The following is a 13,116-nucleotide window of genomic DNA, read 5'->3' on the forward strand; positions in this document are numbered from 1 at the left end:
GATTGTGCTCTATTCGCATAGTGGGGAGCAGCGCGAACTCGCGTTCAAGAGCGGCGGTCTCAACGTCATCACGGGTGATTCCAAGACCGGCAAATCAGCGATTATCGACATAATCGACTATTGCCTTGGTCGTAGCAGCTGCAATGTAGCGGAGGGAGTCATCCGCCGCAGCGTGTCGTGGTTCGCCGTGCGCCTGCTAAGCGGCGGCGACGAGCTGTTCATCGCGCGCCGCAATCCTGGTCCAGGAACCGATACCGGCGGTGAGATCTATGTCCGGCGTGGGCGGTTCGATGCGCCGCCCGGTTTCGAAGAGCTTGACCGCAACATGGTTGAACCCGAGCTGATCTCACTCCTGTCGCGATACCTCGGTATCTCGGAGAACGAGCACCGCCCGCAGACTGGGACGCGGCTGCCGCTCCAGGCATCGATTCGCCACGCGCTGTTTCTGTGCTTTCAGAAGCAGGACGAAATCGACAACCGCGACCGTCTTTTCCATCGACAGGGCGACCAATTTATCCCGCAGGCGATTAAGGACACGATCCCCTATTTCATTGGCGCGGTCGACGAGAATCACTTTTTGCGGCAGCATGAGCTCGACACGGCTCGGGACGCGTTGCGCGAACTGGAGCTACGCGCGCAACGTCAGAACGAACAACGCACTGTCGACATTGGCCGAATCCGGCGGCTGGTGACGGACAGCAAGCGTGTGGGTCTGATTGCTGCGGACTATGAACCGGTCGAGACTGACGTCGCCCTGGATGTTCTTGATCGCACGGCCCGCACCGATCTCACCACGAACGCTCCGTTGCCAGACTTCGGAGAATCTATAAACCGGCTGCGGGGCGAGCAGGCATCGCTACGGAACGGACTGGAACGCGTAAACGAAGAGATGCGCGCCTCGCGGCTCATGCTGTCTGAGCAGAGCGCCTATTCCCGAGAAGGTCACGAACAGCGAGCACGGCTGAGTTCGATTGGCCTGTTCAAGGTTGATGCAGACGGGCATCACTGTCCGCTTTGCGATTCCGCCCTCGCCATTCCGACGCCGGCAGTAGAGCAAGTCGCCGACGCGCTACGGGCGGTAACTGATCAGCTCGCCGCCGTTGAAACCGAGCAGCCGCATCTTCAACGCCACATCGAAGCTCTCGAACAACGTCGCGGCACGCTTGAACGCGATCTCGTGGAGGCACAAAACGCTCTATCCCGCCTGATTTCAGATGATGCTCGCGCGAAAGCTCAACAGGATCTACTCGTAGATCAAGCCCGTGTAGTAGGCCGGATCGGCGCCTTTCTTGAAGCGGTTCGTCCGAGTCACAGCGAGGCCGACTTCGCGCCGACGATTGAGGCAGCCAAGCGGCGGGTGGAAACGCTCGAGGCGGCGGTGAATGCCGAGGACGTGGCGCAGCGGCTCGATACTTATCTGAACATCATCAGCAAGCAGATGTCGCGGTTCGCGGATTCTCTGGATCTAGAGCATAGTGGCAGCGAGCTGCGCCTTGACCTCAAGAAGCTCACGGTGGTCGCAGACACGCTGGATGGCCCAATCCCGCTTAACCGTATGGGCAGTGGCGAGAACTGGGTCGGCTACCACGTTCTCACCTACCTGGCGCTTCACTGGTGGTTTCGCAAGCGGGAGCGGCCAGTGCCCGCGACACTCATCTTCGACCAACCATCACAGGCGCATTATCCCGCTGAGAGAGACCAGGATGGGAGTCTTGATCCGCTAGATGACAAGGACCGACACGCGGTCCAGGCACTCTTCGAGTTGATGCACCGGGCCTGCCAAGAGATCGAGGGACTACAACTGATTGTTCTCGATCATGCCCATCTTGCGGACGACTGGTTCGACGCCTCGATCGTCGAGGAATGGCGACGCGGGGCTGCTCTCATTCCTCCTGACTGGGATATCCGCCGCTAATGTTGGATGGCATTGTGGCTGAGCAGGTTTCCCTCAGGCTTCCCCCTCTTGTCTCGCCAAGCGAAGCCTTATTCTGGGTTTACGCCAAGAGCGAAGAACCTCCGCGACTTGCGGCGCAATGAAAGCCCGCGCCTCCTCACGCGTCATCATTTTGGCCCACAGGAGCTCGTCGTAGTCGGTCATAGCGTGCCGGATATATTTCTGCAGTTCGATACCGACTGCGGCACCTAATTTGCGTCCTTTCCAATGGCGGGCGCTTACCCGCGCCGCTATGGTGAGACACGTCTTCTTCGGACAACCTGGATGATGAATACGCATATGTCGCATCACATCATCGAAAGAGAAGATGCCGGGGGAATTTGGCTTTTGCGGGTCTGACATTGTCGATCACTTGCAAATTCATTGACCGCGTCGGCGGGGGCGCCGGCAGGTGCGATGGGCCGAATAGCGGTGGCTGGGGCGGAGATTTGAGCTAGGTCTGGAATATCTGCCTTAGCTTCTGCACCCTTTCGAGCGTGGGGGCCGGATCGGAATCCCACGACGCGAGTCTGATCACGTCGAGCCAAAAACGTTCGTTAGAGGTGATGTCGCGGTCGCGGATGTGGGCCACTTGGCGCCAGCCTTCGGCGGAGAAGTCTTGCTCGCTGCTCATTTGCCGAAGACCCCACGAATGGCGGACCGCGCCTTCGAGGTAAGGCTCGGATTCGTGTGATCTGACGCGCGGCGGATCTCCTCGAGCCAGGCCACTTCGTTTTCGGTAACCAGCGTCCCGAATATCTGCCTGACGGCAAGATCGGTGGTGTCTCCACCGAGTTGTTCGATCGCCAGCATAAATAGCATCACTGGATCGCACTCGAGGGCCTTTGCCAGAGCGGCGACCCTGTCGAGCGGCAGCTTGGCCGTTCCAGCTTTAATCATGGCGAGCATATTGGGGTTCACGAATCCGGCTTCACTCGCGATCGCGATCTGGGTCTTCTTCGGGCGCAGCTCCAGGACGCGCTTCTCAAGATACTTGGCGAGCCTGGTGCCCGCATACGGTTTCCCCTGATGGCTACTCATCGTCACTTCCTCTGAAATCGCAGCTTCGATGTGCTGCTAATTTCTTTATAGCGACGGCCTGATGGGGATTTCTTGGGAACTACAGACGCTCGAGAGCCGCCTTGAGATCAGTGCGTTGGAGTTCGACAGAAGCTGCCAAAACCGAACAATGGAGCGCGTAGGCTGGCGCCCGCGAACGAGAACACAGCCGGAACATCTGGTGTGATTTTCGGTGTGACTTTCGGCCACCAAAGGCACACCGAGACACCATTTGTTCCCATTTCGCCGATTTCGGCGAATTCGCCTCTTGCTTCTGAACCCTTGAGAATATAGGGCTTTCCGCGGTCCGGAGTGTAGCGCAGCCCGGTAGCGCACTTGACTGGGGGTCAAGGGGTCGTCGGTTCGAATCCGGCCACTCCGACCATTTAAATCCTTGAAATCCCCCGCGAAGGCGGCACGAACCGTGCGGCGAGTTTATGACCGCTGCCTAGGCCGCATGCGCCGCCAACATGCGGCGCGCGCTTTCCTCGTCGGTGATCAGGATGGTCGGCGCAATCAGATGCATGGCGCCGAGCAGCGCTTGCGTCTTCTCCGCGCCGCCGGAGGTGAGGATGCGGATCGGCGCCTTGCGCAGGCGGTCGACATCCACCGACATCACATGGCTGTTGACGGGATGGTCGACCAGGTCGCCGTTGCGGTTGAAGAAATGGAACAGAAGATCGCCGACCGCGCCGCGCGCCAGCAGGGCCTCGCGGTCCGCTTCCTTGAGGAAGCCGCCGCGCGAGAAGGTGGTGGCCGAAGCGATGCCGCCAACGCTCAGCAAAACGGCATCGAGCGCATCGGCCATTTCAAAAATCTCCTGCAGGCCGCAGCGCTCGACCAGAGCGATCTTGGTCTCGACGCTGTCGACGACGGCCGGCGTCGGCATCAGATAGCCGTCGCCCTGGAAGATCTGGGCGAAGCGCCAGGCGAATTCGGCCGGGTTGACCCGGCGCGCGACGCCGACACCGCCAAGCAGCGAAATCACCTTGAAATCGGACAGCGACTTGGCGCTGATGAACGGCAAGGTGTTGAACAGCGTCACGCCCCAGCCGACACCGACCTGCATGCCGGATTTCATCGCGTCGGACAGGAACATGCCGGTCTTGGCGGCGATCGCCGGGATCGGATCGGCGTTGGGGTCGCTCAGAGGCGCCACCAGCGCCTGCTGCAGGCCGAAGGTCCTTTCCAGCGCGCGTTCCAGCCGCACGATCTCCAGAAGCTCGCTCTCGATGGTGATCTTCACCTCGTTGCGCGCCCTCGCCTCCGCCAGCATGCGCACGATGGTGACGCGGCCGACGCCCAACACGTCGGCGATCTCGTTCTGCGTCATCTGCTCGACGAAATACATCCAGGCGGCGCGGATCCTGAGGCGGTCGGTCCGGCTCTCATTGACGATCTGCTCGGATGCCTCCGCCCTGCCGTTTTCAGGTTCGCCCTGCCGTCGCCTGCCCAACTTCCCCTCCCAACCCGGCGATGACGCTGCCCTCGCCGATTCTGCATGCTGGTTAAATATCGCCTATTGATCTACCAATCGATACGAACAATCTAGAGAGGGCGACTGGCGCCCCCGAGCCGTGATCGGCTTCAGCATTTCGAGGCGATTGGCGATGCTGCGACAAATATCCGAAGATGTCCGCGCCAACCTGAAGGACCGGCTTCGGGAGCTGCGCGACGCCATCCGCCAGAGCCGCCACGACAGCGCCGGCGAGCCACCGCCCGAAATAGCCAATCTGCCGCCGTTTCCGGGCAAGAGCCTGCTCGGCCACGCCGCAAGCGCCGTCGACGAAGCGCTGACGATCGCGGAATCCTTCATTCCGCATTCCCGGCCGCTCAAGGTCGACGGCACGATGGTCAAAAGCCTGCGAACCTATTTCCCGGAAGGCGACGAAGACCGGCAGATCGGCGGCGAACGACAGTTCAGGCGCGACATGTATTATCTGACCCGTGCGGTCCTCGCCGGCTACGGCGTCGACAATCCGCGCGTTCACGAGGCAAGTTTTTCCGCCGTCCACACGGCGATGCGCAAGCGCCACGCCGATCTTCTGGCCGGCGCGACGGCCGATGGGGCATCCACCGATCAGGTCGCCGCGGCTTGCGCGGCTCTCCTCGTCGAATGCCTCAACCACCGCCCGGTTCAGCCCGGCGAGACCGGGACGGGCCCGGCGATAGCCGGCGACCGGTCTCTCGACATCAGATGCCTGGCGCCCGTGGTGCTTGCCTGCGGACTGGCGACGAAGGCCGATGGCGGCACGCCAGAGCCCGACATTCTCGAGATCGCGGTGCTGGCGGCCGAGGTGCGGGAGGATCGCATCCGGCAGGCCTGTGCCCAGGCGAACGCGGTGCAGGAACTGACGCCGGTTCTCGCCACCCTGCTTGCGCATCTGACGTAACCGCCGCGAGGGATCCGCTATCGCTCGGCCGTCATGGCCGCGATGGTCTTCTTGGCTCGCTGGATCGAGGCAGGGCTCATGCTGAGCTCGGTCAGGCCCATATTGATGAAGGCCGGGATCAGATCCGGACGACCGGCGGCCTCGCCGCACATGCCCACCATGATGCCGGCGGCGACGCCTGCCCTGGCTGTCAGCTCGATCGCCGACATCACCGCCGGATTGGTGACGTCATTGAGCTTGGCGACCGTCGGATTGAGGCGGTCTGCGGCCATGATGTACTGCGTCAGATCGTTTGTGCCGATCGAGAAGAAGGCCACTTCCTTCGCAAGCGTCGGCGCGATCAGCACGGCGGCCGGCGTCTCGATCATCACGCCGAGATCGAAGCCCGCGTGCGGCACGCCTTCGGCCTTCAATTCGGCCGCGCATTCATTGACCAGCGCGCGGGTGCGCGTGACCTCGGCAATCTCCGAGACCATCGGCAGCATGACCTTGATGTTGCCATGGACGGCGGCCCGGAGCAGGGCACGCAGTTGCTTTTTGAAGATGTCGGGACGGTCGAGGCACATGCGGATGCCGCGCCAGCCGAGGAAGGGATTTTCCTCGTCAGGAAAATCGATGCCGGCGATCGGCTTGTCGCCGCCGATGTCGAGCGTGCGCACGATCACCGGATGCGGCGCAAAGGCCTTGGCCAAAGCGCTATAGGTCTCGGCCTGCATGTCTTCCGACGGCAGGTGCATATGGCGCATGAAGAGCAGCTCGGTGCGGAACAGCCCGACGCCCATGGCGCCGGCTTCCTGCGCCGCCTCGATCTCCTCCAGCGACCCGATATTGGCCGCGACCTCTATCACGGTGCCGTCGGCGCGGGTCGGGGTCACGCTCTTGAACACCTTGAGGCCCGCGCGCTCTTGCGCCGCCGCCTCGACCCGCCGGGTGAAATCCGCCCGCGCGGCCTCATCCGGATCGACGATCACATGGCCGGCATTGCCGTCGATCGCCACCTCCCTGGCGGTGCGCAGTTCGTTGACCCTATCGCCGAGACCCAGCACCGCCGGGATGCCGTGCGAGCGGGCGATGATGGCGATGTGCGAAGTGGCACCGCCATGACCGCAGACCACGCCGCCGATGCGCTTCAGCGGCGCGCGCGCCAGGTCCCAGGCGCCGATGTCGTCGGCAATCAGGATCGCGCCTTGTGGAATGGTCTCCAGGCTGACCTCGTCCTGGCCGAGCAGCATCAGGCAGATCTGCCTGCCGACGGCATGGACATCGTCGGCCCGCGCGTTGAGATAATGGTCGTCGACGGCGCTGAAATCGGCGGCGATCGTAGAGGCTGCGCCGATAACGGCCGACACGGCGTCGTCGCCCTCCTTGATGAGCTTTTCGACTTCGTCGGTCAGGCTGTCGTCGGCGGCGATGTCGCGCAGCGCCGCGACGATGCCACGGTCACCGGCAGAGAGATTGCTCTCGGCCAGCGTGCGATCCATGCGCGCCTGGACGGCGGCGACAGCGCCTCGGAAGCGCTTGAGCTCGCCCTCGATCTCATCGGCCTGCAGGCGCCTTCCCGGCCCCGCGATCTCCGGTGGAAAATGGGCAAAAGCCGGCCCGATGGCGACGCCCTCACTGGCGGCGACGCCCTGGAGTTTCAGTGTCCCATCCGCCGGTACGACAACCGGCGGGGCGGCACCCGAAGCGGGCGCGGCGGCTGCGGCCTCCGGGCCAGCTTCGTCCGCCTCGTTCCCATCGTCGAGGCCGGCACGCGGGTTCTCCAGATAGCCGATCAGCGCCTCGATCGCCTCGATGGCGTCGGCGCCGTTGGCGCGCACGGTGACTTCCTGGTTTTCCTTGACCGCCAGCAACATCAGCTTGACCGAGCTCTTGGCGCTGACCGCCTTGCCGTCCTTGACCAGCTCGACATCGGATTCGAAACCCTTGGCGAGTTTCACGAACCGCGTTGCGGGACGGGCGTGCAAACCTTCATGCACTCTGACGATGGTCGAGCGTTCCATGGCGATACTCTAGAGCTTTTCGCCGTTTCACAGAAACGGCAAACCGCTCTATCCCTTTGTTTTGACGCAATTCCAGACGGAAAACCGCTTCACATTTTTCCTGGAATTGTTCCTGCTTATGACGCCGTCTCTGGACGGCAAATCTATCAGGCGACGATAGTGATGACGGCGCCCGGAGTCAGGGCAGCCACGAGCGCACCGGTATCGACCTCGGATGCGCAGACCTCACCGGGCCTCTCGGCCTCGGCGGCGCCATTGAAAGAGATGACGACATGGCCCATTTCGCGGACCTTGCTCCAGGCCGTCTCGCCTACCGCCGTTATCGTCGCCGAAAGCGGTCCGAGTGTGATCGACGCACCCTTGCGTGGCCCGTCGTCGCTTGGGCCCACTTCCGTCTGGTGCAGCACGGAGACTTCGGCGAGTTCGGGAGGCGAGCCATCCGCGAACAGGATGACCACGCCGCCCTCGGCGAGGTCCGCCACTTCGGGTCCTATTGCCGTGACCCGTGTCTTGAGAAGAACCGACATATGGCGAACCTCGTTGTTACGCGTTCTTTAGAAAACGATCAGGGAGACGACCCATGCGATCAGCACGGAGACCGGGCCCATGATCTGGCGGCTGATGAGCACCGCCGGCACGCCGATTTCGATCGTCTTCGGCTTGGCCTCACCGAGCGCCAGACCGACGGGGACGAAATCGCAGCCCACCTGGGTGTTGTAGGCAAACAGCGCCGGCAGAGCCATTGCGGGCGAGATGGTGCCGTTGGCGATCTGCGGGCCGATGATGGCAACGCCAATGACCTGCGCGATGACCGCGCCTGGCCCCAGGATGGGCGACAGGAACGGCAGGCCGCAGATGGCCGAGATCACCAGCAGGCCGACGATGTTGTTGGCCAGCGGACCCATCGGCTGCGCCAGCACGTCGCCGATGCCGGTATAGAGGATCAGACCGATGAGCATGGTCACGAAGGCCATGAAGGGCAGCACGTTGCGGATCACCTGATCGATGGTGCGGCGGCCGGCATTGAAGAAGATACCGACGACACGGCCCATGACGCGGCCGATCGAGCTGATCAGGCCGATAAGGCCGCCTTCGCTCGGCAGCGGCTGTGGCGCCGCGGCTGCAGTGTTGTTGCTTGAATTCATCGATGCTGCTCCCCCCGCAGTGGTGACCGCTTCGGATCCGTCCGCCATTGTGACGTTGGCCGGCTTCACGCCCGAAACGTAGATGTCTTCCGTGATGAACTGGGCGAGCGGACCCGCCTGGCCGACCGGCGTCAGGTTGACGGTCGGGATACGCTTGCGCGGATAGACGCCGCAGCGCGCGGTGCCGCCGCAATCGACGACGACGACCGCCATCTCGCTTTCGATCGGCGGCGCCTTGAAGCCATCGACGGCCTCGGCGCCGGTCATGTCGGCGATCAACTTCGCCACCGGATGAATGCCGCCGCCGGTCACCGACACGACCTTGCTGCGCTGTTCGGTCGGCTCGATGACCAATGGGCCACCCCAACCGGTGGAACCCCTGGAGATCTTTACTGCCTTGTATGTCTTGGCCATGGTGTCCTCCCCGCCCCTAGAGCTCGACGCCCTGGCGGCGTGCCATGATTGCCGTGATGCGCTCGGTCAGCATGCCCTTCAGCAGGATGACGACAAGGCCGACGATGGCGTACCAGATGGCCACCTTGACGTGATAGCCGCCGGCGACGACGCCGCGCTTTTCGAGGTCGAGCAGCGCGACCAGCATGCCGCCCCAGACGAAGTATTCACCTGGGTTGATATGCGGGAAGAGGCCGAGCGGCGGATGCACGTAGGACACGGCCGCGTCGTAGAAGGCCGGCTTGTGCTTTTCTTCCAGGAACGAGCCAAAGGTGTAAGCCATCGGGTTGGTCAGGAAGAACACCGCCAGCACAGGCAGCACGGTGTAGCGGGTGAGCGCGATACGCCCGGCGCCTCGCGCCAAACCATGGACGCGCTCCTCGCCGACCAGCTCGGTGATGGCGTAGAAGGCGGTCATCAGCACGACCAATGTCGGGATGATGCCGGTGACGAAGCCGGCGAACACTTCGCCGCCCTTCTGGAAGATGCCGATGAAGTATTTGCCGATGGCGGTCAGCCAGCCAAGCTGCTCTTCCTGCTGCACGTTTTTCAGCTGTTCCTTCAGCTGGTCGGCGGTGACCGGCGCGTTGTCGGTCGTGGCCTGCGCCAGGACCACGAGATGGTCGGTGGCGTGCTCGACGCCGAGCTTGCCGTGCCAGGCAGCATCGGAGACCATGGTGCCAGCGACATGCAAATTATGCACCGCCAAGTCGGCATGCTGCGCCAATAACGAAATTACAGACATTTCTCCTCCTTATGACCCCTGCCGGTCACATTCCCAGCCGGCTGCCGGCGTCGTTTAAGCCCTTGCTGCGTTCAAGCCGGACAGGCCCGGCTTCTTCCCCGGCTCCGACCGCGCGCGGTCGATCTGCTCGATCGCGCGTTTCACGGCCTCGGCCACACCGGGTTCCCCCTCCCCCATGATCGCAGGGTTGGACCGGAGTCGATCGAGGGGGATGCCCTCGAATTCTTCATGTCGTTTGAACTTGGTCAGCACCGAGCGGCCGCTCATGACCATCATGCGGCGCACGATCAGATCTGGGGTGACCACGACCAGCGCGATGGTGCCTTTGGCCAGCCGGCCGCGAAAATTGCCGGCGCCGACGAAGCCGTCCTTGTACTGGCTGGTGACACCTTTGAAGACGTCCGAATAATGCCGCATCTGCAGCCAGACGCCGAGCGATTGCAACGCCCAGACAACAAACAGCAGAAGCAGCGCCCACTGCCAGATCGCCATTTCGGTTTCCTCCCGAGTCTCTTCCTCCGGCGCATATTGAACGGAGACGAGATGACCCGAAAGTGAGAACATTTGTTTCCTGGAATGTCAACATGTATTATATTAGCCGCCATAACGCTCCACAGGCGCCTGGCCGATTTCGGCATCGGCAGTGCCTGTGCTAGCCTGTCGTCAAACGGGAAATGAGACATGGACCTGCCTTTCAGGCACGAATTGGCGCTTATGCCGGACCTGCGACACCGGCTGCGGCAGCTGCGCTGGTTTCGCGCCACTTTCCGCAGCAGCGCCAAGGTGGTGTCGGAAACATTCGGCGTGCGCTTCGAGATCGACGAGGCCAAGCTGACGCGCGCCTTTCTCGACTGGATCGAGGTGATGGAAGCGCAGAAACGATTCGCCGATGTCGACCGCGCCGACTTCATCGTCTTCGCCGCCGGGCTGGTGCTGCGCGAGTTGATCCGGCAGGCGCCGGCCCGCGAAATCTCCGGCCTCACCGAAATGATCGAGACGGAGGCCAATGCCGGCACAGCCGAAATCGTGCGCTTCTGGCCGGAGGGTTTTCTCTATACCAACTACTGCGTGTCGGCGATCCTGGCGGTGCACGAGCAGGAGTTCGGCACGGCGCCCAGCATCGACAAATGCGCCGACGACCTGCGCACCTGGTGGTCCTATCGCGAGAACGCGACGGAAATGCCCGCTTATGCCGTGGCGTTTCTCGATCGCTTCCTTGGCGCCGAGCCCAACTGGATCACGCCAGACCGCGCCCAGTCGCGCCAGGCCATGCAACGCGCGCTTGGATCCTCGCCGGTCAGCGAGGCGCTGCGTCAGCTTTGATGGTTGGCCGCCTTACTATTGAACATCTGACTTTTTATCGATAGCGATGTGCAACATTGATATCGAAGCCAGGAGAGGCGTGTGGCGCGATCCAGACTGATGATTTTCGACTGCGACGGCGTCCTCGTCGACAGCGAGCCGCTGGCCGCCAGGGCTTATGAGCGCGTCTACGAGAAGCATGGCATGCCCGGCGTGCATGGCGGCATCATCGCGCAATGCATCGGCATGAAGCAGTCCGACATCATCGTCAAGATCAGGGAGCTCACCGGCCATCAGTTCCCGTCCGCCGCCGATGGCGACATCTGGGCCGAGACCAAGCTGCTCTTTTCCGAGGAGCTGAAGCCGACGCAGGGGATCGTGCCATTCCTCGACGCGCTTGCCGGCGACCGCTGCGTTGCCTCGTCATCCTCGGTCGAGCGTATCAACCACAGCCTGTCGGTGACTGGCCTGTCGCGCTTCTTCGGCGAAGCGATCTTCTCCTCCTCGATGGTAAAGAACGGCAAGCCGGCGCCCGACATCTTCCTGTTCGCCGCCGAAAAGATGGGCGCAAAGCCGGCCGACTGCATCGTCGTTGAGGATTCGCCTTTTGGCGTCCAAGGCGCGGTCGCGGCGGGCATGATCGCCATCGGCTATACCGGCGGCGACCACACCTATCCCGAACATGGCGCGCGGCTGAAGGCTGCCGGCGCGGATTTCGTCTGCGCCGACTGGCATGAGATCAGCCGGCAGTTGTCCGGGCTCGGCGTGCCGGCCTGAGCCAACTCTTTGTTGGAGCATGATCTTCTCCGAAAACCGGTTCCCACTTTTCGCTAACGCGGTCCTCCGGTTCGGGATCATGCTCTAGCGGAGACTGGGGAATCGACGCCGGGTCCACTCACCGGGCGGGACCAATCCCCCCACACGGAAGTTGAAGGACAGGACCCTCGTCGCATCGGTGTCGACCTCGCACCGGAAGCTCAGGTCGAACCATTGGGTTGTCGTGCTGAAGGCGGCCTGCGGAGGGTTAAGAACATTGCCCTGCTTCAGCGGAATAGTCGGCAGCCATTTGGGAGAATAATCGGCGCTTTGCAATTCCTGGTTCAGAACGTTGGCGCAGAGATTGGCAACACGCTGATCGCGCGGCACGCTCTCCATTGAGCTCGCGGCGAACGCGTTGCCGGTTGCGCCTTGCGAGTAGAGTTTCCTGACGCCCGGAAGGCCGGAATAGATCGGCGATCCCGCAACCTCGGCGCCGTTGGGACTTGACCTTCCCGCGTTGCTGCTCGGCGCTCTCAGGGCTCTTGCGGATTTGAACTTCATCGGCTTTGCAGGTCTGGGCTTTGCTTTTTCCGCCGAGGATGGAGGCGCGGGCTTATCACCGGCCTCGGCCGCCAATGGCTTCGGCGCGTCGGCCGCCTGCTTTTCGGCGGCTTGAGGTGCGGGCTCCTGTTTGTCCGGCTGCTGTTTGTCAGTGTCCTCGGCCGCCTGCTTCTCCTCGCTTTGCGCGGGTTTCGCGTCCGGTGCGGCGGTTGCCTGCTTCTCATCGGCCTTGCCGGAATCCGCCGGCTCGGGAGTTGCAGGCGGGTTTGGCGCGGGCTTCGGTGCGACAGGCGGCTTCGCGGCCGCGTCCTTGGCCGGCGACGGCGCATTGGGTTGAGCGCTGCCCCCGTCGAGAGATTTCTCCGGCCCGGTATCCTTCTCGCCATACTGGAACACGCGCTTCAGAACCGGGATATCCGGCGGTTTCGGTGGCTGCGGTGGCGGCTTTTGTGCCTGTTCGGGCGGCTTTTCAGCCTTCTGCTCCGGCGGCTTTTCGGCTTTGGGCGGCGCCGGTTTCGGCTTTGGCTGATCGGGCGGCGGCACGATCGCGACATTGACCGGTTGCTGATCGTCCGCTTGTTGCTCGGGCCTCGACAGGCCAAAGAACAGGAACGCCGCGACCAGGACATGCAGGAATAGCGATGCGGCCAGGGCCCATCGCCAATTCCGACACCATTCCCGCATCTTGCCGTTCATGCCGCCCGATGTGGAACGAAATAGCGACGGCTTCAAGCACCGGGAATAGTCGACGCGAGCCATCTGC

The 13,116-nt window shown here is 62.8% G+C and carries 14 protein-coding genes and 1 tRNA gene; 5 read left to right on the plus strand and 10 right to left on the minus strand.

The annotated features are described in order from the left end of the window. Positions 1-4 precede the first annotated feature (4 nt). Positions 5-1,915: a DUF3732 domain-containing protein gene (locus AC0L2L_RS29435; RefSeq protein ID WP_473583381.1), complete on the plus strand. Its 1,911-nt coding sequence runs from the start codon at positions 5-7 to the stop codon at positions 1,913-1,915. 33 nt (positions 1,916-1,948) lie between these two features. Here AC0L2L_RS29435 and AC0L2L_RS29440 read toward each other — a convergent pair whose 3' ends face one another. The 3 genes from AC0L2L_RS29440 to AC0L2L_RS29450 form a co-directional block, all read right to left on the minus strand. Beyond that, the gene (locus tag AC0L2L_RS29440; protein ID WP_473583382.1) at positions 1,949-2,296 is read right to left on the minus strand and encodes a DUF2293 domain-containing protein; all 348 of its coding nucleotides are present in this window, start codon (positions 2,294-2,296) and stop codon (positions 1,949-1,951) included. 91 nt (positions 2,297-2,387) lie between these two features. Beyond that, a complete protein-coding gene (locus tag AC0L2L_RS29445; protein WP_473583383.1) occupies positions 2,388-2,567 on the minus strand; it encodes a hypothetical protein in 180 nt (59 codons plus the stop codon). Beyond that, positions 2,564-2,974 carry a helix-turn-helix domain-containing protein gene (locus AC0L2L_RS29450; protein ID WP_473583384.1) on the minus strand — a complete coding sequence of 137 codons (411 nt, stop codon included), beginning with the start codon at positions 2,972-2,974 and terminating at the stop codon, positions 2,564-2,566. Before AC0L2L_RS29450 ends, AC0L2L_RS29445 begins: the two co-directional genes overlap by 4 nt. A 326-nt stretch (positions 2,975-3,300) precedes the next feature. Between AC0L2L_RS29450 and AC0L2L_RS29455 the strand changes: the two genes are divergently transcribed. Further along, a tRNA-Pro gene (locus AC0L2L_RS29455) sits at positions 3,301-3,377 on the plus strand. A 63-nt stretch (positions 3,378-3,440) separates the two neighbouring features. On the opposite strand, the gene AC0L2L_RS29460 is transcribed toward AC0L2L_RS29455, so the two are convergent. Next, positions 3,441-4,448, minus strand: a complete 1,008-nt coding sequence (locus AC0L2L_RS29460; RefSeq protein WP_473583385.1) for a sugar-binding transcriptional regulator — start codon at positions 4,446-4,448, stop codon at positions 3,441-3,443. Between the two features lie 154 nt (positions 4,449-4,602). Between AC0L2L_RS29460 and AC0L2L_RS29465 the strand changes: the two genes are divergently transcribed. Then, on the plus strand, positions 4,603-5,385 hold the full coding sequence (locus AC0L2L_RS29465) for a hypothetical protein (protein ID WP_473583386.1): 783 nt from the start codon (positions 4,603-4,605) through the stop codon (positions 5,383-5,385). A gap of 17 nt (positions 5,386-5,402) precedes the next feature. Here AC0L2L_RS29465 and ptsP read toward each other — a convergent pair whose 3' ends face one another. The 5 genes from ptsP to AC0L2L_RS29490 form a co-directional block, all read right to left on the minus strand. Beyond that, positions 5,403-7,388 (minus strand): phosphoenolpyruvate--protein phosphotransferase, encoded by a 1,986-nt coding sequence (ptsP, locus tag AC0L2L_RS29470; protein ID WP_473583387.1) that lies wholly within the window; start codon positions 7,386-7,388, stop codon positions 5,403-5,405. Between the two features lie 146 nt (positions 7,389-7,534). Continuing rightward, positions 7,535-7,915, minus strand: coding sequence for a PTS glucitol/sorbitol transporter subunit IIA (locus tag AC0L2L_RS29475; protein ID WP_473583388.1), 381 nt, complete (start codon positions 7,913-7,915; stop codon positions 7,535-7,537). Positions 7,916-7,942: 27 nt separating this feature from the next. After that, positions 7,943-8,947 (minus strand): PTS glucitol/sorbitol transporter subunit IIB, encoded by a 1,005-nt coding sequence (gene srlE, locus AC0L2L_RS29480; RefSeq protein ID WP_473583389.1) that lies wholly within the window; start codon positions 8,945-8,947, stop codon positions 7,943-7,945. A 16-nt stretch (positions 8,948-8,963) separates the two neighbouring features. Then, positions 8,964-9,731, minus strand: coding sequence for a PTS glucitol/sorbitol transporter subunit IIC (srlA, locus tag AC0L2L_RS29485; protein WP_473583390.1), 768 nt, complete (start codon positions 9,729-9,731; stop codon positions 8,964-8,966). Positions 9,732-9,785: 54 nt separating this feature from the next. Further along, on the minus strand, positions 9,786-10,223 hold the full coding sequence (locus tag AC0L2L_RS29490) for a transcriptional regulator GutM (RefSeq protein ID WP_473583391.1): 438 nt from the start codon (positions 10,221-10,223) through the stop codon (positions 9,786-9,788). A 189-nt stretch (positions 10,224-10,412) separates the two neighbouring features. Between AC0L2L_RS29490 and AC0L2L_RS29495 the strand changes: the two genes are divergently transcribed. After that, the gene (locus tag AC0L2L_RS29495; protein ID WP_127873787.1) at positions 10,413-11,054 is read left to right on the plus strand and encodes a hypothetical protein; all 642 of its coding nucleotides are present in this window, start codon (positions 10,413-10,415) and stop codon (positions 11,052-11,054) included. A gap of 81 nt (positions 11,055-11,135) precedes the next feature. Next, positions 11,136-11,810 carry an HAD family hydrolase gene (locus tag AC0L2L_RS29500; RefSeq protein WP_473583392.1) on the plus strand — a complete coding sequence of 225 codons (675 nt, stop codon included), beginning with the start codon at positions 11,136-11,138 and terminating at the stop codon, positions 11,808-11,810. 84 nt (positions 11,811-11,894) lie between these two features. On the opposite strand, the gene AC0L2L_RS29505 is transcribed toward AC0L2L_RS29500, so the two are convergent. After that, positions 11,895-13,049 (minus strand): DUF930 domain-containing protein, encoded by a 1,155-nt coding sequence (locus AC0L2L_RS29505; protein ID WP_473583442.1) that lies wholly within the window; start codon positions 13,047-13,049, stop codon positions 11,895-11,897. Between the last annotated feature and the right edge of the window lie 67 nt (positions 13,050-13,116).

This window comes from Mesorhizobium sp. WSM4832, from assembly GCF_055811115.1.

Bases quoted from the DNA above. Each gene is read 5' to 3' on its own strand.
- ptsP (WP_473583387.1), bottom strand. From the start codon at position 7,388: ATGGAACGCTCGACCATCGTCAGAGTGCATGAAGGTTTGCACGCCCGT.
- srlE (WP_473583389.1), bottom strand. From the start codon at position 8,947: ATGGCCAAGACATACAAGGCAGTAAAGATCTCCAGGGGTTCCACCGGT.
- AC0L2L_RS29495 (WP_127873787.1), top strand. From the start codon at position 10,413: ATGGACCTGCCTTTCAGGCACGAATTGGCGCTTATGCCGGACCTGCGA.
- AC0L2L_RS29490 (WP_473583391.1), bottom strand. From the start codon at position 10,223: ATGGCGATCTGGCAGTGGGCGCTGCTTCTGCTGTTTGTTGTCTGGGCG.
- AC0L2L_RS29475 (WP_473583388.1), bottom strand. From the start codon at position 7,915: ATGTCGGTTCTTCTCAAGACACGGGTCACGGCAATAGGACCCGAAGTG.
- AC0L2L_RS29465 (WP_473583386.1), top strand. From the start codon at position 4,603: ATGCTGCGACAAATATCCGAAGATGTCCGCGCCAACCTGAAGGACCGG.
- AC0L2L_RS29505 (WP_473583442.1), bottom strand. From the start codon at position 13,049: ATGAACGGCAAGATGCGGGAATGGTGTCGGAATTGGCGATGGGCCCTG.
- srlA (WP_473583390.1), bottom strand. From the start codon at position 9,731: ATGTCTGTAATTTCGTTATTGGCGCAGCATGCCGACTTGGCGGTGCAT.
- AC0L2L_RS29450 (WP_473583384.1), bottom strand. From the start codon at position 2,974: ATGAGTAGCCATCAGGGGAAACCGTATGCGGGCACCAGGCTCGCCAAG.
- AC0L2L_RS29440 (WP_473583382.1), bottom strand. From the start codon at position 2,296: ATGTCAGACCCGCAAAAGCCAAATTCCCCCGGCATCTTCTCTTTCGAT.
- AC0L2L_RS29445 (WP_473583383.1), bottom strand. From the start codon at position 2,567: ATGAGCAGCGAGCAAGACTTCTCCGCCGAAGGCTGGCGCCAAGTGGCC.